The 19,013-nt window shown below is 59.3% G+C and carries 19 protein-coding genes; 5 read left to right on the forward strand and 14 right to left on the reverse strand.

The annotated features are described in order from the left end of the window. Positions 1-591: PLP-dependent aminotransferase family protein (locus AC1D35_RS23250; protein ID WP_477940226.1), on the reverse strand; the 591-nt coding region annotated here is incomplete at its 3' end. A gap of 139 nt (positions 592-730) precedes the next feature. After that, positions 731-1,351: an NAD(P)H-dependent oxidoreductase gene (locus AC1D35_RS23255; protein WP_113309311.1), complete on the reverse strand. Its 621-nt coding sequence runs from the start codon at positions 1,349-1,351 to the stop codon at positions 731-733. A gap of 93 nt (positions 1,352-1,444) precedes the next feature. Here AC1D35_RS23255 and AC1D35_RS23260 point away from each other — a divergent pair, with 93 nt between their 5' ends. Continuing rightward, a complete protein-coding gene (locus AC1D35_RS23260) occupies positions 1,445-2,053 on the forward strand; it encodes a helix-turn-helix domain-containing protein (protein WP_113309308.1) in 609 nt (202 codons plus the stop codon). Between the two features lie 54 nt (positions 2,054-2,107). Here AC1D35_RS23260 and AC1D35_RS23265 read toward each other — a convergent pair whose 3' ends face one another. Continuing rightward, positions 2,108-2,953, reverse strand: a complete 846-nt coding sequence (locus AC1D35_RS23265) for an outer membrane protein (RefSeq protein WP_477940229.1) — start codon at positions 2,951-2,953, stop codon at positions 2,108-2,110. Positions 2,954-3,252: 299 nt separating this feature from the next. Between AC1D35_RS23265 and AC1D35_RS23270 the strand changes: the two genes are divergently transcribed. Beyond that, complete coding sequence (locus tag AC1D35_RS23270; protein ID WP_113309304.1) at positions 3,253-3,867, forward strand: class I SAM-dependent methyltransferase; 615 nt, start codon at positions 3,253-3,255, stop codon at positions 3,865-3,867. A 59-nt stretch (positions 3,868-3,926) separates the two neighbouring features. On the opposite strand, the gene glmM is transcribed toward AC1D35_RS23270, so the two are convergent. The 11 genes from glmM to ybgC form a co-directional block, all read right to left on the reverse strand. Then, a complete protein-coding gene (glmM, locus tag AC1D35_RS23275; RefSeq protein ID WP_113295402.1) occupies positions 3,927-5,279 on the reverse strand; it encodes a phosphoglucosamine mutase in 1,353 nt (450 codons plus the stop codon). A gap of 242 nt (positions 5,280-5,521) precedes the next feature. Beyond that, positions 5,522-7,453 carry an ATP-dependent zinc metalloprotease FtsH gene (gene ftsH / locus AC1D35_RS23280; protein WP_113295401.1) on the reverse strand — a complete coding sequence of 644 codons (1,932 nt, stop codon included), beginning with the start codon at positions 7,451-7,453 and terminating at the stop codon, positions 5,522-5,524. 98 nt (positions 7,454-7,551) lie between these two features. Next, positions 7,552-8,979 (reverse strand): tRNA lysidine(34) synthetase TilS, encoded by a 1,428-nt coding sequence (gene tilS / locus AC1D35_RS23285; RefSeq protein WP_113309300.1) that lies wholly within the window; start codon positions 8,977-8,979, stop codon positions 7,552-7,554. An 11-nt stretch (positions 8,980-8,990) separates the two neighbouring features. Next, a complete protein-coding gene (gene ybgF / locus AC1D35_RS23290; protein WP_113295399.1) occupies positions 8,991-10,019 on the reverse strand; it encodes a tol-pal system protein YbgF in 1,029 nt (342 codons plus the stop codon). A 159-nt stretch (positions 10,020-10,178) separates the two neighbouring features. Beyond that, a complete protein-coding gene (pal, locus tag AC1D35_RS23295) occupies positions 10,179-10,709 on the reverse strand; it encodes a peptidoglycan-associated lipoprotein Pal (protein WP_113309296.1) in 531 nt (176 codons plus the stop codon). Between the two features lie 158 nt (positions 10,710-10,867). Further along, the gene (tolB, locus tag AC1D35_RS23300; RefSeq protein ID WP_113309293.1) at positions 10,868-12,175 is read right to left on the reverse strand and encodes a Tol-Pal system beta propeller repeat protein TolB; all 1,308 of its coding nucleotides are present in this window, start codon (positions 12,173-12,175) and stop codon (positions 10,868-10,870) included. A 22-nt stretch (positions 12,176-12,197) separates the two neighbouring features. Next, positions 12,198-12,641 (reverse strand): cell envelope integrity TolA family protein, encoded by a 444-nt coding sequence (locus AC1D35_RS23305; protein ID WP_113309290.1) that lies wholly within the window; start codon positions 12,639-12,641, stop codon positions 12,198-12,200. After that, the gene (locus tag AC1D35_RS23310; RefSeq protein ID WP_113309289.1) at positions 12,642-13,787 is read right to left on the reverse strand and encodes a hypothetical protein; all 1,146 of its coding nucleotides are present in this window, start codon (positions 13,785-13,787) and stop codon (positions 12,642-12,644) included. It abuts the gene before it with no gap. Positions 13,788-13,795: 8 nt separating this feature from the next. Then, on the reverse strand, positions 13,796-14,251 hold the full coding sequence (gene tolR / locus AC1D35_RS23315) for a protein TolR (RefSeq protein WP_113295394.1): 456 nt from the start codon (positions 14,249-14,251) through the stop codon (positions 13,796-13,798). Positions 14,252-14,269: 18 nt separating this feature from the next. Continuing rightward, entirely contained in the window at positions 14,270-14,989 is a 720-nt protein-coding gene (gene tolQ / locus AC1D35_RS23320) for a protein TolQ (protein WP_113295393.1), read from the reverse strand. A 405-nt stretch (positions 14,990-15,394) separates the two neighbouring features. After that, entirely contained in the window at positions 15,395-15,844 is a 450-nt protein-coding gene (gene ybgC / locus AC1D35_RS23325) for a tol-pal system-associated acyl-CoA thioesterase (protein ID WP_113295392.1), read from the reverse strand. Positions 15,845-15,962: 118 nt separating this feature from the next. On the opposite strand from ybgC, the gene AC1D35_RS23330 reads away from it, so the two are divergent. From AC1D35_RS23330 to AC1D35_RS23340, 3 genes are all read left to right on the forward strand, one after another. Further along, positions 15,963-17,183, forward strand: a complete 1,221-nt coding sequence (locus AC1D35_RS23330; RefSeq protein WP_113295391.1) for an NAD-dependent epimerase/dehydratase family protein — start codon at positions 15,963-15,965, stop codon at positions 17,181-17,183. 67 nt (positions 17,184-17,250) lie between these two features. After that, positions 17,251-18,075, forward strand: a complete 825-nt coding sequence (locus tag AC1D35_RS23335) for a glycosyltransferase (RefSeq protein WP_113309288.1) — start codon at positions 17,251-17,253, stop codon at positions 18,073-18,075. Beyond that, positions 18,072-18,986, forward strand: coding sequence for an NAD-dependent epimerase/dehydratase family protein (locus tag AC1D35_RS23340; protein WP_113309287.1), 915 nt, complete (start codon positions 18,072-18,074; stop codon positions 18,984-18,986). Before AC1D35_RS23335 ends, AC1D35_RS23340 begins: the two co-directional genes overlap by 4 nt. Positions 18,987-19,013 lie beyond the last annotated feature (27 nt).

The raw sequence follows: 19,013 nt of genomic DNA on the forward strand, positions 1-19,013 counted from the left end.
GCCCAGAACCTTCTGCCAGGAGAAGGTGACGACATCGAGCTTGGCGAAATCGAGATTCTGCGCGAAGGCGGCAGAGGTTGCATCGCAGATCGTCAGGCCCTTGCGGTCGGCGGGGATGAAATCAGCGTTCGGAACACGGACGCCCGAGGTCGTGCCGTTCCAGGTAAAGACCACGTCACGGTCGAAATCGACGGTGGAAAGGTCAGGAAGTTCGCCGTAACCGGCTTCGATCTTGCGAACGTCCTTGAGCTTGAGCTGCTTGACGACGTCGGTAACCCAGCCGGCACCGAAGCTTTCCCAGGCGACCGTGTCGACGCCGCGCTCGCCGAGCAGCGACCAGAGCGCCATTTCGACGGCGCCGGTATCGGAAGCCGGAACGATGCCGATGCGGTAATCCACCGGCACTTCCAGGATTTCGCGTGTGAGATCGATCGCCTGCTTCAGCTTGACCTTGCCGACTTTCGCGCGGTGCGAACGGCCAAGGGCCGCATCAGAAAGAGCTTCGAGCGTCCAGCCAGGACGTTTCGCGCAGGGGCCAGAAGAAAAATGAGTGTTTTGCGGACGCACGTCCGGCTTTGCGGTATTCGCCATATTGCTACCCTTCCAGATAGATGGCTCCTCGTTGGGGAGGAGTGTCCCGCCGCTGTGTTTATGGGCGAAACTCGTCATAGTCAAGCGGCCGACGTCGTTTCTGGAGGGTATTTTGCCGCAACCGCGATCACGTTTCCGGTCACGCGACGCTGCTTGGCGCGGCGCGATCACGCGCGTTGAAGATATCGCGGCCGATGCGACGGGCTGTCTCGATATGCACGGCAGCATTCCCCGCGTCGGAGTCGAGAAACAGTTCCGACGTCACCACAGGGGCGCCGCAATAGTCAAAAATACCATGGTCGATTTGCGTCTTCATGGCGCTGAAATAGCCGTGGCGCTCATAGGTACCGGCATCAGCACCGCCGTTCCCGACGAGATGCACGCGCAAATGCTCAAGCTTTTTTTCGACCTTGCTGCCGGACGTGTCGTCATAGGCCCATCCATTGGCAAAGACGCGATCGATCCAGCCTTTCATCAAGGCCGGCATGGACCACCAATAGACAGGATAGACCAATATGAGCGCATCGGCGCGATCGATCCTTGCCTGCTCCGCCAGCACATCGGCAGGCGCCACGGTTTTCCGGCGATGAGCCGCAATATCCGCCTCGGTGAATCTGGGATCGAAAGCCTCTTCCGTCAGGTCTGCGATTTCGAAGGAGTTGGCGGCATCGAAAGCCGCTATGCCTTCGGCAATCCCCGCGGCAACGCCGTGACTGAGTGAGTTGGAGTCGGGATGCGCGAGAACGATAAGTGCATGCATGTCGAAACCTCCTGATCGATGATTGCGAGCGAGATCGATCACTTATATACTTTTCGTAAGCTACTTATAGTAAGTTACTTTTCGTAGGTTGCGATGTCAAGCATGGAAAAAGCCCTCCCCCGCCCTCGTCGCCGGCTTTCGAGAGAGGAGAGGCATCGACAGCTCCTGGATGTGTCCTGGCGATTGATCCGGGACGAAGGAACGGACGCGCTGACACTCGGCCGGTTAGCCGAACAAGCAGACGTGGCAAAGCCCGTGGTCTACGATCATTTCGGCACGCGGACGGGATTGCTTGCGGAGCTTTACCGGGAATTCGACGATCGGCAGACGGCGCTCATGGAAGCCGCACTGCGCAAAAGCGGACCGGCGCTGAAAGACAAGGCCGAGGTCATGGCGGCCTCCTATATCGATTGCGTTCTCACGCAGGGCCGGGAAATTCCCGATGTGATCGCCGCCTTGGCGAGTTCCCCGGAGCTGGAAAAGGTCAAACACGAGTGCCAGGTGATTTTCATGGACCAATGCAGATCAGTGCTCACCCCCTTCGTTGGTGCGGGGACCATCGCGTCAGCCAGCCTCTGGGCAATGCTTGGCGCGGCCGAAACTCTCTCCTATGCCGCGGCAACCGGTGAAATCAACGCTAGGCAGGCCGAGGACGAACTTTTCGAGATCATTCTGGCGATGGTCTCCAGAAACGCCCGCTGAGACGAAAAAAAGCCGCCCTTTCGGACGGCTTTCGATAATCTCTGGAGCTCTCGCTTACTTGTAGACCGGCTGCTGCAGCGGAATTTCCGGCGCTTCGTAGGCGACCGGCTGAGCACAGCCGCCGAAGAGGTAACGGGCGCCGACACGGGCTTCGTGGACATTGACGCCACGGTCGCGACCCGGGCCGCCGTTTTCGTTGTAGCCGAACATGTTGCCGCCATCGATATGCAGGTAGCGGTAACCGACATCGGCCTTGACGTTGCAGGTCACGTCGATCGAGGCGCCGGCCATGAGGGCGTAGCTGAAGCGCCAGCCGCCGCGGCCGCCATGGACGACTTCATCATCGCAACCGCTGCCGTCATCGGCGCAGGCGACGTTGTGAAGGTGCTTCCACTTGACGTAGGAACCACCGATACCAGCGCCGACATAAGGCGTGAAGTAGGCGTAGGTGCCGAGATCCACATAGGCGTTGGCGAGCAGCGTGTAAGCCGTCATCGACGATACGTCTCTTGACGTACATGCGATTACGCAAGCGCCAAAGTCGGCGCCGCCGCCGACCGTCGAACCGCGGAAGTCAGACTTGGTCAGGTAATCGAAGGTCAAGTCGGTGCGCAGATAGCTGTTGATCTGGTAACCGACACCACCGCCGACCGTCCAGGCATCGTCAAGGTCTGCATCGTCGAAATCGGCTTCGAGGGCATTGCTTCCCTGGAAGAATTTCGCGCCACGCAGGTCGGTAAAGGCATAACCGACATCGCCGCGCAGATACCAGCCGGTGCTTTCGCTGACGGCAACTTCCGGCGGCTGTTCCGGGATGGGCTCGATCGGCGCAAGATCGGCAGAATAAGCATTCGACGCGATCACCAGCGCGGCGAAGATACCGGACAAAGTTCGTTTCATGGATCCACTCCAACGGTTGCGTCGGCGCGCTGCAGGCCGCCAAACGGATAAGCTTTTATGGATAATGAATCGGAAACGTTAAAAGCTGCTTAACCATAAGAAGTAATTCGAATATTCGCCGCAGAACATGTTTTGGAAAGGTAAATGCGGGCCATCTGCCTGTTTTGACTTCTGGAACCTGCAAGACGACAAATAAAGCGGACGAAGAGCGCAGAAGAAAAGCAAACAGGGTCGAGGGACATGTTCTTTCAGCAGCCAACCACGTAAGACAGCAAGGATTTTCCAGGTGGGATCGACACATGCAGAACAGCAACAGGCAGGCGGCCGACACCATTGCCGATCTCTACGAGCGGCATGCCAAACTCTGGGATACAAACCGCGGCAAAACCCTTTTTGAACGGAGCTGGCTGGACCGCTTCGCTGCCCTGGTCCCGCAAGGCGGTCCGATCCTCGATATCGGCTGCGGCTCGGGCGAACCTCTCGCACGCCATTTCATCGAAAGCGGCTATGCCGTGACCGGCATCGATTCGTCGCCCAGCCTGATAGAGATGTGCCGGACGCGCTTTCCAAACTCCGATTGGCAGGTCGCAGATATGCGCCATCTGTCGCTTGGCAGAAGTTTCGATGGGCTGATTGCCTGGGACAGTTTCTTCCATCTGACATCAGAAGACCAGCGGCGTATGTTCCCGCTGTTTCGCACGCATTCGAAGCCGGGAACGGCGCTGATGTTCACCAGTGGCCCGGCGCATGGCGAAGCCATGGGCGTCTTCGTCGGCGAACCGCTCTATCACAGCAGTCTCAGTCCGGATGAATATCGCGCCCTGCTCGCCGAACACGGCTTCACAGTCGTCGCCCACAAGGCCGAAGACCCGACCTGCGGCAACCACACGGTCTGGCTCGCGCAATACCAGTAAATCGGCACCAATAAAAAAGCCGGCTCGAAGGCCGGCTTTCAATCCTTGAGGCGACGCTTTCAGGCGGCGCTGCGTACGCTCGAAATCGTGCCTATCAGATCGTTGACGATGCGCTCGATCTGCGCGCGGTCGTCGCCCTCCGCCATCACGCGGATCAACGGCTCGGTGCCGGAAGGGCGGATGACGAGACGGCCATTCTTGGAAAGCTCGGCTTCGGCATCGGCGATCGCCTTGACCACATGCAGGTCTTCGAGTGGCTTGCCGCCGGAAATGCGGACATTGCGCAGAAGTTGCGGCACCGGCTCGAAACGGCGGCAAATTTCGCTGACCGTTTTGCCGGTGCGCTTGACCGCCGCCAGGATCTGCAGGGCGGCAACGAGACCGTCGCCGGTTGTGCCGTAATCCGAAAGCACGATATGGCCGGACTGCTCGCCACCGACATTGTAATTGTGCTGGCGCATGTGCTCGACGACATAGCGGTCGCCGACCTTCGTGCGCGCAAGACCAAGGCCCTTGTCCCCAAGGAAGCGCTCAAGGCCGAGATTGGACATGACGGTCGCGACGATACCGTTGCCGCGCAGCTGCTGGCTCTCGGCCCAGCTTTCGGCGATGACGGCCATCAGCTGATCGCCATCGACGATCGAACCGTTTTCGTCCACGATGATGACGCGGTCGGCATCGCCATCGAGCGCGATGCCGATATCGGCGCGCACCTCGTCGACCTTCTTCTGCAAGGCGACCGGGCTGGTAGAGCCACAATTCAGATTGATATTCGTGCCGTTCGGTTCATTGCCGATCGTCACCACGTCGGCGCCAAGTTCCCAAAGCACGGCAGGAGCGACCTTGTAGGCTGCGCCATTGGCGCAGTCGACCGCGACGCGCAGGCCCTGCAAGGTCACGTCGCGCGGCAGGGTGCGTTTGACGTGCTCGAGATAGCGATAGATATCGCCATCGACACGCTTGGCCCGGCCGATTTCCTCAGCCTTGGCAAGCTGTCCCGATAGATCTTTGTCGAGCAGATCCTCGATCTGCGCTTCGAGGTCATCGGAGAGTTTGTAACCATCAGGACCGAAAAGCTTGATACCGTTGTCCTGGAACGGATTGTGCGAGGCTGAAATCATTACCCCGATATCGCATCGCAGCGAACGCGTCAGCATGGCAACCGCAGGTGTCGGAATAGGTCCGAGCAGGAACACGTCCAGTCCCGCCGCGGTAAAGCCGGCCACCAGGGCATTCTCCAGCATATAGCCTGACAGGCGTGTGTCCTTGCCGATCACAACACGATGACGGTGGGCGCCGTTACGAAAAATCGTTCCTGCGGCAATACCGACCCGCATGGCAAGGTCCGGCGTCATGGGGAAGATGTTGGCTTGGCCTCGGATGCCGTCCGTCCCAAAATAGCGTCTTTTCATATGCACTCCTGCGCTTTCCGCGCGCCGTAGAAGCTTACGCATTCCTCAAGCAAGAATCCGGCTTCAAAGATTGATGCTGTGCCAGAGACCTCGATTCAGACTTGTCTTTAGTCAGCGGAATGCCACAAAACCGCGTAACCGGCACGTAAATTACCAAGAAAACTGATTATATCCTGTTACTAATATAAAAAGGGCCGGATTCCCTGTGGAAATCCGGCCTCTTAGGTAAATCCCGTTCAATTTCAGTGGGGCTGAGGTTCCAGCCCTCCCTCGGGTTCATCACCCTTGGAAGCTGGGCGCGCACCGGCCTTAGGCACAGCCGAGCCGCGGCTCGGAGGCGAATCATCGCCAAGATCGCGCGCAGGCTTTTCGCCACGGATCAGCGCCTTGATCTCTTCGCCGGTCAGCGTCTCGTATTCGAGCAGGCCTTCGGCGAGAGCGACGAATTCGTCATGCTTTTCCGTCAGGATCGTGCGGGCCTGGGTATAGGCTTCGTCGATCAGGCGACGCACTTCATTGTCGATCTTCTGCGCGGTGGCTTCCGAAACGTTCTTCGACTGCGAAACCGAGTGGCCGAGGAAAACCTCCTGCTGGTTCTCGCCGTAAGAAACCTGACCAAGCTGGTCGGAGAAGCCCCACTGCGTGACCATGGCACGTGCAAGCTTGGTAGCCTGCTCGATGTCAGAGGAAGCGCCGGAGGTGATGTTCTCCTTGCCGAACGTGAGCTCTTCGGCGACACGGCCGCCCATCATGATGCAGAGCCGCGAGACCATCCACTTGTAGCTCATCGAGTAGCGGTCGCCCTCAGGAAGCTGCATGACCATGCCGAGCGCACGACCGCGCGGAATGATCGTTGCCTTGTGCAGCGGATCGGCCACCGCGACATTGAGCGCGGTGATGGCGTGGCCGGCCTCATGGTAAGCGGTGAGCTTCTTTTCCGCCTCGGTCATGGCCGAGGAACGGCGCTCGGCGCCCATCATGATCTTGTCCTTGGCGTCTTCGAATTCCTGCATGGTGACGACGCGCTTGTTGCGGCGGGCGGCCATCAGGGCTGCTTCGTTGACGAGGTTCATCAGGTCGGCACCGGAGAAGCCGGGAGTTCCGCGGGCCAGAATCTTGAGGTCGACATTCGGTGCCAGCGGGACATTGCGGGCATGGACCTTGAGGATGCGCTCGCGACCGACGATGTCGGGGTTCGGAACCACAACCTGGCGGTCAAAACGGCCCGGACGCAAAAGCGCGGGGTCGAGAACGTCGGGACGGTTGGTGGCGGCAATAAGGATGACGCCTTCATTCGCCTCGAAACCATCCATTTCGACAAGAAGCTGGTTCAGCGTCTGCTCGCGTTCATCGTTACCACCACCGAGACCGGCGCCACGATGGCGGCCGACGGCATCGATTTCGTCGATGAAGATGATGCAGGGCGCATTCTTCTTGGCCTGCTCGAACATGTCACGGACGCGGCTTGCACCGACGCCGACGAACATTTCCACGAAGTCGGAACCGGAAATGGTGAAAAACGGCACGTTGGCTTCGCCGGCAACCGAGCGGGCGAGCAGCGTCTTACCGGTACCCGGAGGACCGACGAGCAGCACGCCGCGCGGGATCTTGCCGCCGAGGCGCTGGAATTTCTGCGGGTCGCGCAGGAATTCAACGATTTCTTCCAGATCCTGCTTGGCTTCATCAACGCCGGCGACGTCGTCAAAGGTCACGCGGCCATGCGCCTCGGTCAGAAGCTTGGCCTTGGACTTGCCAAAGCCCATCGCACCGCGCGAGCCACCCTGCATCTGGCGCATGAAGAACAGCCAGACGCCGAGGATCAAGAGCATCGGCAGCAGCGTTCCGAGATAGCTCAGGAAGCCGGAGGAACCATCGGTTTCCGGACGCGCAGTTACAGCGACGTTCTTGGCCTGCAGGCGGTCGAGCAGGTTGTCGTCGATGACGGGCGAATAGGTCTGGAAGGTATTGTTGTTCTCCAGATAGGTTCCGGTCAGCCTGTTACCGGTGACCACAACATCCTTCACGCGGCCCGCATCAACCTCACGCAGGAACTGCGAATAAGGGATTTCACGGGAACCCGTCTGCGCCGGAGCCGTCTGGAACATACTGAAGAGAGCGATCAGCAGAAGCGCTATGATCGCCCACAAGGCGAAATTACGTAAGTTAGGGTTCATTGAACTCCCCAGCACTGGAACAGTCGCCTCATGGCGGCCGTCATATTTGGTCTCTAACATAGGGTTGCCCTGCGCCATTGCCAAGGTAATCCACCAAGTCAGATTGTTTTTCCGTCAATACTTCTTAAAGGCGGCTCCGCATAGGGCGCCCTTGAGAAAACTGCGGAAAGCCTGTCGGCAAAGGTGAAATCAAATCGTGTCAAAAAGCGGTCGAAGGGGGCAAAATGCGCCGTCATATCGACCGATCGGACGGATTCTGGAAATAAAAGCGGTTCCTCGGCGAACAAGGCCGGAGCAGAAGCGAGGGCTCGCTTCCAAGCAGCCTTTGGAAGGAACTTAGCCCACTCTCCCTCATTCCGGTGCTCACCACGTGAATCCAGTGCGTCGAAGTCATTCGCCGCACGGTCGCGCGGTGGCTCGATTCCTGCGACGAGCACGGGGATGACGGAGGAGTGAGCGGACCGCGCCTCGATCCTCATCGTCGTTCCCGACCCATTTTTGGCCTTGAATCTCCCATCCCAAACCCCAGCCTCCCCGGGCTTTAGAACCAGAGGCAACACCCCTCGGCTCTCACGCGCCAGATAAAGCCCGTCACGCCGCAAATCAAACACCACCCTGCCGATGGTCATCCGCCCCGGCTTGCCACCGGCTGCGAAAGCGAAAAGCCGTCCCATTTGTACCGTCCCCGGCACGAACGACTGTCCACCGAAAACCGCCGTCAGGCGGCCGAGCACATAGTTGAGGACTGCGTGATCCTGCTTCAGCCCATCGGGCATCACCTGTCCGAGCAGGCCGCCATGAAGCCTGAAATATCGATCGAGCCATTCTGCTCCTCCGGACGCAAGAGCCAGCCGCGCCTGCCCGTCCCTACGGGTATCCTTCTCTGAACCAGCTTCGGTCGATAGCTGCAGGCGCGTCCGCACCCGTTCGTATTTCAGATCCTCGTTGCTGGGGTCGTCGATCCACGACACGTTTCGCGCACTCAGGAAAGCGCGGATATCCGCACGCGTGGAGAAAAGCAGCGGCCGCAGGATCCAGAAGCGCCGGTCGAAGAGCACCGCATCCGCAATGCCGATCGAAACCTGCTCGGTTCGCTTGCCCTGCATCTTCAGCGTTTCGCGCTGATCGTCGGCCGTATGCCCGGTAACGATGAGATTGGCGCCGAGCGTTTCCGCAGCCTCGGCGAGAAGACCGTAACGCGCCTCGCGCGCAGCCGCCATGATACCGGTCTTCGGTTTTTCGCCCTGCCAGACCACTATCCGGTGCGGAATGCCGAGCGATGCGCACAGTGCTGCCACTTGACGCGCCTCGTCTGCGGATTCAGAGCGCAGCGCATGGTCGACGGTCGCAGCACAAAGGGAAATGGAAAGATCTGGAGTGGCCTTCAGCGCTTTGGAAAGCAGGAGAAGCAGGCCGGTGGAATCGCTTCCGCCCGAGATCGCGACAAGAATGCGCGCGGGCGTCTTCAGCGAAGCCAGGAAACGGCCGATTGCCGCCTCGGGGGAAATGGGTTCTTCCGGAAACAAACCGGAAGGCCTTAGCAGGCGAGACGCTTCTGTTCGCTCGCGACCTTGTTTATGACGGCGCGGGAAGCCTTCGGATAGCGCTTGGACACTTCGCGCAGCGTCGCGCAGGCAGTCTCGGTATTGTCGAGCGCGGCAAGCGACATACCAAGCTTCAGCAGCATCTCCGGCGCCTTTTCGGAGGTGCCGTATTTCTGATGGGCGTTGAGGAAGGTCTTCGCCGACTCGTTGAATTTACCCTGCGAATAAAGCGCTTCGCCGAGCCAGAAATTGGCGTCCGGAGCCCGTGCACTGTTCGGGTATCGGCCGATAAATTGGGTGAATTCCTGTTCGGCCGTGCTGTAGTCGCCGGAAAGTACATGGCCGTAGGCGGCCTTGTACTGATCGGCCTCGCTGCCGAGCGACGCTGTCTGCTGCGGCGCAGTTACGCCTGGAAGACTATTGCCCTTCGGCGCAGCATCCGGAAGCGGCGCGGAACCGACCGTTGCACCTTTACCTACCGAACCGCCGATCTGATTGCCGTTCTGGTCGAAATCCATGGAGCCCAGCTCGCGCGGCGGCTGGCCGAGGCCTTCATTGGCCGGCACATCGGTGGAGGGAGCCGTTTCGGCTCCCTGCGGGGCTTGGATGACCCTGGCGATATCGTCGCCACCGCCTGATGCCGGCGGAGCGACATCTGCCTCGCTCTTTTTCACCGGCGCCTTGGCACCGCCACCGCCGCTTGCGCCGCCGCCCGTCTTTTCGAGCTGCTGGAAGCGGAATTCGTTGTCTTCCTGCTGCTTGCGGATCGTCTCCTGCATCTGGAGGAGCTGATAGCTCATTTCCTCGATTCGGCCGTTCAACTGCCGCATCTGGTCTTCCATCTGCTGTACACGGATTTCCGCATCACCGCTCTGCACTTTGATAACAGGTGCTGCTGGCTGACTCTGTTGCGCGGATTGGCCGCCGATGTGCAAGCCGAAGAACGAAGCGGAATATGCCGCTCGCTCGCTCCCGGTCACGGCCGCAAGGCACAGCATGCCTGCCACGACTAGTTTCTTCATTTGTATCGTCCTGTCCCAGTGATTCTTCGCGCCCCGATGGCACGAGCAGGAGATTTTTCCAATTGCTTTCAAAAAGCAACGGAGTCTGGCCAAAGTGTGGTCAAAAAGAAAGGCGGCCCGCAAGGGGCCGCCTCATCAAAATCCGGCTTTTGCCGGAAATTACATGCCTGCGCCGCCGAGAACGGTGACTGCACGGCGGTTCTGCGACCAGCAGGAAATATCGTCGCAGACGGCGACCGGACGTTCCTTGCCGTAGGAGATCGTCTTCATGCGCTGGGCCGGAACGCCGCGCGAGGCGAGGTAATCCTTGGCAGATGCGGCACGACGAGCACCGAGAGCAAGGTTGTATTCGCGCGTACCGCGTTCGTCGGCATGGCCTTCGACGGTGATCTGGTAGTTCGGGTAGCGACCGAGCCACTGAGCCTGACGGTCGAGCGTCTGGGCGGCATCGGCGCGGATCGATGTGGAGTCGGTGTCGAAGAAGATGCGGTCGCCGACATTGACCGTGAAGTCCTGGGCAGAGCCCGGCGTTGCCGCACCGGCACCGAGGCCGAGATCACCCGCGCTGTTCGGCACGTTCTTCTTGTTGGCGCAGCTCGCAAGAGCGAGACCGGCGACCAGCGCGATCATGACGGGGTTGCGGGCGAAATTCTGCAGACGGCTCATTGCCGGGGTGTGAATTCGGCTCATGGCCGGGTCTCCTTGCGACTTCAATCAGGGTTTCCGGACAGTAACCGCACTCGGTTAACCGGCCATCAAAGATTATGGTTAACGATTCGTTGATTTGTCCCTGCATCGCCCATTTTCAGGACTTTGCGGCGACATGAAGGCGTTATTTCCGCTCTCCACTACTCCAGAAGCGGCGACCAGGCCGGGTCCGAGCCATAGGCCGGCGTCTTGATGGCCTGTTCATTGTAGCCTGTTAGGTCGATCGAATAGAGTTGCGGGCCACCGGCACCTGCCGCCTGGCGGAAGAACATGATGACGCGGCCATTCGGCGCCCAGGTCGGGCCTTCGTTGTGAAAACCGGTCGTCAAAATGCGTTCGCCCGAACCATCCGGCTTCATCACGCCGATCGAGAACTTGCCGCCCGACTGCTTGGTGAAGGCGATCAGATCGCCACGCGGCGACCAGACCGGCGTGGAGTACCGACCGTCACCGAACGAGATGCGGGTCTGGCCCGAACCATCGGCATTCATGACATAGATCTGCGACTGTCCGCCGCGGTCACTTTCGAAGGCAACGCGGTTGCCGTCAGGCGAATAGGAGGGCGACGTATCGATCGCGGCCGTGGATGTCAGGCGGGTGGTCGTGCGCGAACGCAGGTCCATCGTGTAGATATTCGAATTGCCTTCCTGCTGAAGGCTCATGATGACCTTCTGGCCATCGGGAGAAAAGCGCGGCGAAAAGGTCATGCCCGGAAAGTTACCGACGACTTCACGCTGTCCGGTCTCAAGCTGCAGCAGATAAACGCGCGGCTGCTGATTGGCGAAGGACATGTAGGTCACTTCCTGCCGGCTCGGCGAGAAGCGCGGCGTCAGTACGAGATCGCTGCCGTCGGTCAGCATGCGAACGTTGAAGCCGTCCTGATCCATGATCGCCAGCTGGCGTTTGCGCTGCTGCTTGGGACCGGATTCGGAAACGAAGACGACGCGGGTATCGAAATATCCCTCTTCGCCGGTGATCTGCTTGTAGATCGCGTCGGCGATGATGTGAGCGACACGCCGCCAGTTCTCCGGCTGCGTATAGAACTGCTGACCGGTCATCTGCTGCCCGGCAAAAGTATCCCACAGGCGGAATTCGGCGCGAAGGCGGCCATCCGCTTCCTTGGTAACTCGGCCAGTGACCAACGCCTGGGCATTGATAACCTTCCAGTCCTCGAAGCGCGGCGCAGCATCCGGATTGGAGATCTTTTCGATAAAGGCCGTCTTGTTGATCGGGGCAAACAGGCCGGAACGCTGCAGGTCGGCGGCGATGACCTGCGAGACCTGCGCGCCCATGTCGCCCTGGAAGTCAGTCACCGCAATCGGCATCGGCTGGACATTGCCTTTTCGAAGATCGAGGGTGACCAACGCGTTCGCCGGCGTCGTAAAGGCTGCGGCCCCAATCAGGCCTGCAATGACCATCAGAGCGCGGATGAGGGAACACTTGACCATATCAAACAAGCCTTTCAGCATCTTATTGGGTAAGAGCGCTGGTGTCGAAATTGAAAACAATTTCCTTCCAGACATCGTATTTATCTTTCGGAAGCACCGTAAAAGGAGCTGCGCGACGAACTGCGCGAAGGCCGGCATCGCTAAGACTTTTCTGCGCACGCTCACTGCCACCGGTGACCTGCACATCAGGGTTGCCGACGATCTGCCCGTCTCTCGCTAGCTTTATGTGGATCGTCAAACGCACGCTGCCGATATCTTTCAGGCGACTGTCGACGATGAATTGACGTTCGATCGAGTGCACAAGCGCCGTGATTTCAGCCTTGCTGAGGATCGGGGCGTTTGCGCTGCTTCGGCGATCAGCCGTCTCCGCATTTGCATCGAAAGGAAATGCGAGGCCAAGGATCAACCCGATCAGCACCGCGTACATCCCGAAAGATTTCGCGAAATGGATCGAATTCCTCGGCATTCAAATCCCCATATCGCTAGGATGAAAATTAAGGACAACCTCGTTCCACACGTCATACTTGTCCATCGGAAGCGTCGTGCGGAACGACGGAGCAGATTTCATCACGGCACGGTAAGCGCCACTTTCCAGCGCACGACGCGTTGAATCGGTGCTGCTTCCGCCGGAAGACTCGATGTCAGGCTGGCCGATAATGTTTCCATCTTTATCGAGTTTGAAATGCACCGTGATGACCATGCCGGAAAGGCCTTCCATTCCCGGAGTAATAAGCCAGTTACCCTGGATCAAACCCTGTAGCGCATCTTGTTCGCTTTGGCTGAGCTTGGAACCGCCATTGCTCTTCTTCGCCCCCAGCGATGCCTCCTGCGTCGAACGCTTGGCGCCGCCGGCGGAAGGATCGGTCTTGTTCAGCAACGCCGAAATCTCGTCCGCGTTGAAGTCGCTCTTCATTGAAGAAGCCGATTTCGCCACTTCCTGTTTCTTGTCGGCTTTCTTCTTGTCTGTCGGTTTTTCTGCAGCCTTCGGCTCGTCCGGCGTTTTTTCCGGCGGCTTTTCAGCAGCCTTCTGTGGTTCCGGCGGCTTTACCTGTGGCTTGACGACCGGCGTCGGCACCTTGTCCGGCAATGCTTCGGCATCCGGCTTCGGCGGTTCCTCAGGCTTGGCCTGTTCTTCCGGCGGCTTTTCCTCGGGCTTCGGCGGTGTCACTTCGACTGGCTTTGGCGGCGGAATGGAAGCAACCTCCTTCGGCTGCTCGACCTCGGTCTCTTCCTTGTTGACTTCCTTGACGTCGTTCGGCTTGGGATCGATCGTCGGCAGCGGCTTCTCGCTCGAATTCGCCGCCGCAGCTTCGCTGTTACTGGGCTTGGCGTTCGGGACCGGCGGCGTCTTCAGGTCGACATTGTTGTCACCGGCATTCTCCGCCGGCTGCGCGATCGGCGGCCGGGTCGTCGGCACCGGGGCTGATGTCTCCTTCTTCGGAGCTTTCTTGTCGCCCTGCTGCATTTGCGTGATGGATTCCACCGGCACGAGATCGACCGGCATCGCCTCGAAATCCTCCACCTTGAAGGATTCCGGAGCGCTTAGCGACACCAGCGCCCAGGTAAGCACCAGCCCGTGCAGAACCGCAGATGTGACGACGCTGGTCTTCATCTTGAACGCTACTGGTCCTTCTTCTGCTGTGTCACGAGGCCAATATTCTTGAAGCCTGCACCCTGGATGCGGGCCATGACGTCGGCAATCACGCCGTAAGGAGCGGTCGCATCGCCGCGCACGAAGATGCGCTCGTTATAACCCGTGGTCGCGATTGCCTCGAGTTTTGCAGCAATCTCTTCAGCTGGGATCGGCGTTTCCTGCAGATAGACTTCGCCGTTGTTCTTGACGGAAATCGTAATCGGCTGCGTCTCTGAATTCAGTGCCTTGGCCTGCGTTTCCGGCAGATCGATCGGAACGCCGACCGTCATCATCGGCGCCGCCACCATGAAGATGATGAGCAGCACGAGCATGACGTCGACCAGCGGCGTCACGTTGATTTCGGAGATCACTCCCTTGTTGCGGCCACCGCGACGGCGGCGTCCGCCGCCCCCTCCGCTATTGCCGCCTACAGCCATACCCATGGTCGTCCACTCCGTCCGTTACTGCGCAGCCTGGCGCGGCTGCAGCTTCTCGTCGATCTGGCGCGAAAGGATGGCGGAGAATTCATCCGCAAAGCCTTCCATGCGACCCGAGAGCTTGCCGGCGTCGGCGGAGAACTTGTTGTAGGCGATAACCGCCGGGATAGCGGCGACAAGGCCGATGGCGGTTGCAAGAAGCGCTTCCGCGATGCCGGGTGCGACGACCGCGAGATTGGTGGACTTCGAACCGGCGATCGCCTGGAACGAGGTCATGATACCGACAACCGTACCGAAGAGGCCGATGAACGGACCGGCCGAACCGATCGTCGCGAGCGACCCGAGGCGAGCGGAAAGAAATTCGGATTCGCGGGCGAGCGTCACGTCCATGGCGCGGTCGATACGCATCTGCAGACCGATCGGCGAACGCGCGCCCCGCTCGAAGGACTTTTTCCATTCGCGCATCGCCGCGACGAAGATCGCTGCAAGGCCGGTATTGGTACGCTCGGAAAGCGTCCGATAAAGTTCTTCCAGCGACTGGCCCGACCAGAACACCTGCTCGAACTTGTCGAACTGGCGACGGGCGCGGCCGTAAGCCAGATATTTGTCAATGACGATAGCCCAGGTCCACACCGAAGCGGCGATAAGGCCGAGCATGACCAACTTGACGACGATGCCGGCCTGCATGAAAAGCGACCAGAGGCTGACGTCGGTCGTGGCTGCTGCCAATCCTACTTGTTCCATAGATCCAAAATCCCCGAATCCAAACGCCCGGCGCTTGACCGGGCGGCACGAAGTGATCACGCAAGAATGTCTGGCGGCCGCCGCCCAAAGCCCTGGTCAAGCTTCCAAGCTCTTCTTCCGCCTTCTTGCCGTCAAATTTGGTCAAAGGAAGGCGTGCGTCGCACAAACTCCGACTCCGCGAGTAAGACACCATTATGGTTAATAGATCGTTAGTGCCAAACGATGACAGCGGGAATATCGCGGGAGATTTTGTTCCTGGATTAACTTGACCGGAGAATCGTCCGGTTGCTGAACACAGCGCTCATCTTGCAGCGCGGCAATTCCTTCACATAAAATTCAAGTTTTTACAAGCCCTCGTATCAGGGCGTCTCCGCACAGAAAACGGCGGTATTGTCTGCCTCTTGCTCATGTTTCCGGAATGAGCATTTGCCTTGCCAGCGCCTCCGGTAACCGGCGCGGCCTGCCCTTGGCGTTGATGACGGCAATGATCACCTTTGCGGCAATCAACAGCATATCGTCGCGGCGGATTTCCTGGCTGAGGACCATCTTGGCCCCGCCCGCCTTTTCGGTATGGGTCACCACGGTCAGGACATCATCCATTCGCGCCGGGCTCTTGAAGTCGATCTCCATGCGGTGGACGACGAAGACCAGCCCCTCCTCGTCGGCACTGACGAGGTCGCGCTGCTCGACGCCGAGGCAACGCAGATAGTCGGTGCGGCCGCGCTCGAGGAAATGCAGATAGCGGGCATGATAGACCAGGCCGGAGAAATCCGTATCCTCATAATAGACCCGCTGCACGAGGCGATGGCCCGCTTCGGTAAGTTCGCCGGAAATAGAAAAACCGCGTTCCGCCATAATTTTCTCCAAACTTTCCGGCCCTCTTTGGCGCAACACGTCTCGACACGCAAGCATTGAACAATTGTCATATTTCCTAACTATTCCCCTTAGGAAACAACCATGAGGAGCCAGTGGCATGAAGATTGCGGTGATGGGCGGAGACGGTTTCATCGGTTGGCCAACCTCGCTGCATCTCTCCGATGCCGGGCATGACGTCCACATCCTCGACAATCTCTCCCGCCGCTGGATCGATACGGAACTGGGCGTGCAATCGCTGACGCCGATGGACTCCATTCAGGAGCGCACCCGCATCTGGCATGCCGAAACCGGCCGCCGCATCCATTTCAATCTCATCGATCTCGCCCGTGACTACGAGCTCCTGAAGAAGTGGCTCGCCGAAAACCGGCCCGACGCAATCATCCATTTCGCTGAACAGCGCGCCGCCCCCTACTCGATGAAGAGCGACCGCCACAAGAACTACACCGTCAACAACAATGTCAGCGCCACGCACAACCTGCTGAACGCACTGGTCGAACTGCAGCTCGATGCTCATCTGGTCCACCTCGGCACCATGGGCGTCTACGGCTATTCGACGGTCGGCGCGGCGATCCCTGAAGGTTATTTGCCCGTTGGTATCGAAACGACCGGCGGCGAGACCGTTTCCCAGGAAATCCTCTATCCGTCCAATCCGGGCTCGATCTACCACATGACCAAGTGCCTGGATCAGCTTCTCTTTCAGTTTTACGCCAAGAATGATGGCCTAAGGATCACTGATCTGCACCAGGGCATCGTCTGGGGCACGCATACCGAACAGACGCGCCGCCATCCGCAGCTCATCAACCGCTTCGATTATGACGGCGACTACGGCACGGTGCTAAACCGCTTCCTCATTCAGGCCGCCATCGGCTATCCGCTGACGATCCACGGCACCGGCGGTCAGACGCGTGCTTTCATCCATATCCAGGATTCCGTCCGCTGCATCGAGCTGGCACTCGAGAATCCTCCGGCCCGCGGCTCGCGCGTCGAGATCTTCAACCAGATGACAGAAACCCATCGCGTGCGCGATCTCGCCGAGATGATCGCCAGGATGAGTGGTTCGGAGATCGTCCGGCTACCCAATCCGCGCAAGGAGGCGGCCGAAAACGATTTGGTCGTCAAGAACGACAAATTCCTGGGTCTCGGCCTCGATCCGATTACCCTGCAGGCCGGCCTGCTCGACGAAATCGTCGAAGTCGCCAAGAAATTCGCTTACCGCGTCGACCGCTCCCGTGTCCCGGCCGTCTCTGCCTGGACGAAGGATATCGCTGCGACGATCAATCACGACCCGGAAGGCAAGCGGCTGAAGTCCGTATCATGAGCGGTGCTTTTATCTCGAGGCACCGACCGCGCGTAAATCTAGGCGTTGGCGGGAGCGCCCGCCGCCAATGACCCATACCCCACCTTTTGCCTACGTCACCCTCGTCACCAACGCCGACTACGCCAGAGGCGCCACCGCGCTGGCAAACTCCCTGCGCCGCACGGGCGCCGAAGCCTCCATCGTCGTTCTGCATACCGGCGGGGTCGATGCGTCCGCCCTCGCCCCACTGGACGCTCTGGGCTGCCGGCTGATCGAAGTCGAGCATCTACCCTTGTCAGATGCTTTCAACGAGCGTCATGCGCGCGGCAATCTCCACGTCGCCGCACCCTTCACAAAAGGCCGCAAACCGGCGTTTCATTCGCCGCTCGATAATTTCTGTAAGCTGCGCCTCTGGCAGCTTGTCGAATATGAGCGCTGCGTCTTCATCGATGCCGATGCGATCGTCTTGAAGAATATCGACAAGCTCTTCGCCTACCCGGAATTCTCCGCGGCGCCGAATGTCTATGAGAGTCTCGCCGATTTCCACCGCATGAATTCCGGCGTCTTCGTCGCCCGTCCTTCGGAAGAGACCTTCAGGCGGATGATCGACGTTCTGGATCAGCCCGACATCTTCTGGCGGCGCACCGATCAGACGTTCCTCGAAACATTCTTTCCCGATTGGCACGGCCTGCCCGTATATTTTAACATGCTGCAATATGTGTGGTTTACAATGCCGGCACTGTGGGATTGGAAGAGCATTTCGGTCCTCCACTATCAGTATGAAAAACCTTGGGAAAAGGATCACCCTAAGGCAACGAGGCTACAACCTTTGATCGATTTGTGGCATTGTTTCCATACTGGCGGCCATGTGCCGGAGATTGCATCTCTGGCCAATCCGGATGAGGCGGCATGAAAGTACTGGTATCAGGCGGAACGGGCCTCGTCGGACACTATATCGTCGAAGAGCTGCTTTCTGCCGGATATCAGGTGATTATCGGCGGGCGGCGCGCGCCGCTCTCCCGGTCCTTCTCCCGTCCGGTCGATTTCGCCCGACTTTCGCTCGATCCGGACGAGGACCATATCGGCGCCTTCGATGATGCCTATTTCTTCGTGCATGCCGCCTTCAGCCACGTCGAGGGAAAATACCGCGGCGGCGAAGGCGACGACCCAAAGGCGTTTCGCCGTCTGAACCTCGACGGCACCGTCAAACTCTTCGGGGAAGCAAAGCGTGCCGGCACCCGCCGTTGCATCTTCATCTCCAGCCGCGCTGCTTATGGCGAGCCTGCGCCAGGCACCGAACTGGTCGAAACCAAGCCCCCAGCACCGCAAACCCTGTACGGCCAGGTCAAGCTAGATGCTGAACGATCACTGACACATCTTTCCGGCCCAGGCTTTGCCGGAGTAAGCCTGCGGGCAACCGGTATTTACGGCGATCGCTCCCCTAACAAATGGGACGACCTGATCGATGAGTATCTCCGCGGAGAGCCTGTTTCCCAGCGCGCGGGAACCGAATTACACGGCCGCGATCTCGGTCGTGCCGTGCGACTGATGCTTGAAACAGAAAGTGCCCGGATCTCCGGCGAAGTCTTCAACGTCTCGGATATCGCCGTCGACACAAGAGATATTCTCTCGCGCATCCGGCACCACGCCAACTGTCCCTTCCCGCTGCCCGAGGCAGCGGACAAGGCGGGGCTTTGCCCCATGAATACGGAAAAGATCCGCACACTCGGCTGGAAGCCAGGCGGTATGTCTCTTTTCGAGCAGACCATGCGGCAATTGGCCGAGAAAAAAATGGTTCCTCGGCCCAGTTCCACGCAAGTCTGATCTGGCAGAGTACGCCCCAAATGTAAT

This window comes from Rhizobium sp. P1_E6, from assembly GCF_056405875.1.

Bases quoted from the DNA above. Each gene is read 5' to 3' on its own strand.
- AC1D35_RS23340 (WP_113309287.1), top strand. From the start codon at position 18,072: ATGAAAGTACTGGTATCAGGCGGAACGGGCCTCGTCGGACACTATATC.
- pal (WP_113309296.1), bottom strand. From the start codon at position 10,709: ATGAGCCGAATTCACACCCCGGCAATGAGCCGTCTGCAGAATTTCGCC.
- AC1D35_RS23270 (WP_113309304.1), top strand. From the start codon at position 3,253: ATGCAGAACAGCAACAGGCAGGCGGCCGACACCATTGCCGATCTCTAC.
- ybgC (WP_113295392.1), bottom strand. From the start codon at position 15,844: ATGGCGGAACGCGGTTTTTCTATTTCCGGCGAACTTACCGAAGCGGGC.
- AC1D35_RS23335 (WP_113309288.1), top strand. From the start codon at position 17,251: ATGACCCATACCCCACCTTTTGCCTACGTCACCCTCGTCACCAACGCC.
- ftsH (WP_113295401.1), bottom strand. From the start codon at position 7,453: ATGAACCCTAACTTACGTAATTTCGCCTTGTGGGCGATCATAGCGCTT.
- AC1D35_RS23260 (WP_113309308.1), top strand. From the start codon at position 1,445: ATGTCAAGCATGGAAAAAGCCCTCCCCCGCCCTCGTCGCCGGCTTTCG.
- AC1D35_RS23255 (WP_113309311.1), bottom strand. From the start codon at position 1,351: ATGCATGCACTTATCGTTCTCGCGCATCCCGACTCCAACTCACTCAGT.
- AC1D35_RS23265 (WP_477940229.1), bottom strand. From the start codon at position 2,953: ATGAAACGAACTTTGTCCGGTATCTTCGCCGCGCTGGTGATCGCGTCG.
- AC1D35_RS23305 (WP_113309290.1), bottom strand. From the start codon at position 12,641: ATGCCGAGGAATTCGATCCATTTCGCGAAATCTTTCGGGATGTACGCG.
- glmM (WP_113295402.1), bottom strand. From the start codon at position 5,279: ATGAAAAGACGCTATTTTGGGACGGACGGCATCCGAGGCCAAGCCAAC.
- AC1D35_RS23310 (WP_113309289.1), bottom strand. From the start codon at position 13,787: ATGAAGACCAGCGTCGTCACATCTGCGGTTCTGCACGGGCTGGTGCTT.
- ybgF (WP_113295399.1), bottom strand. From the start codon at position 10,019: ATGAAGAAACTAGTCGTGGCAGGCATGCTGTGCCTTGCGGCCGTGACC.
- AC1D35_RS23330 (WP_113295391.1), top strand. From the start codon at position 15,963: ATGAAGATTGCGGTGATGGGCGGAGACGGTTTCATCGGTTGGCCAACC.
- tolR (WP_113295394.1), bottom strand. From the start codon at position 14,251: ATGGGTATGGCTGTAGGCGGCAATAGCGGAGGGGGCGGCGGACGCCGC.
- tolB (WP_113309293.1), bottom strand. From the start codon at position 12,175: ATGGTCAAGTGTTCCCTCATCCGCGCTCTGATGGTCATTGCAGGCCTG.
- tolQ (WP_113295393.1), bottom strand. From the start codon at position 14,989: ATGGAACAAGTAGGATTGGCAGCAGCCACGACCGACGTCAGCCTCTGG.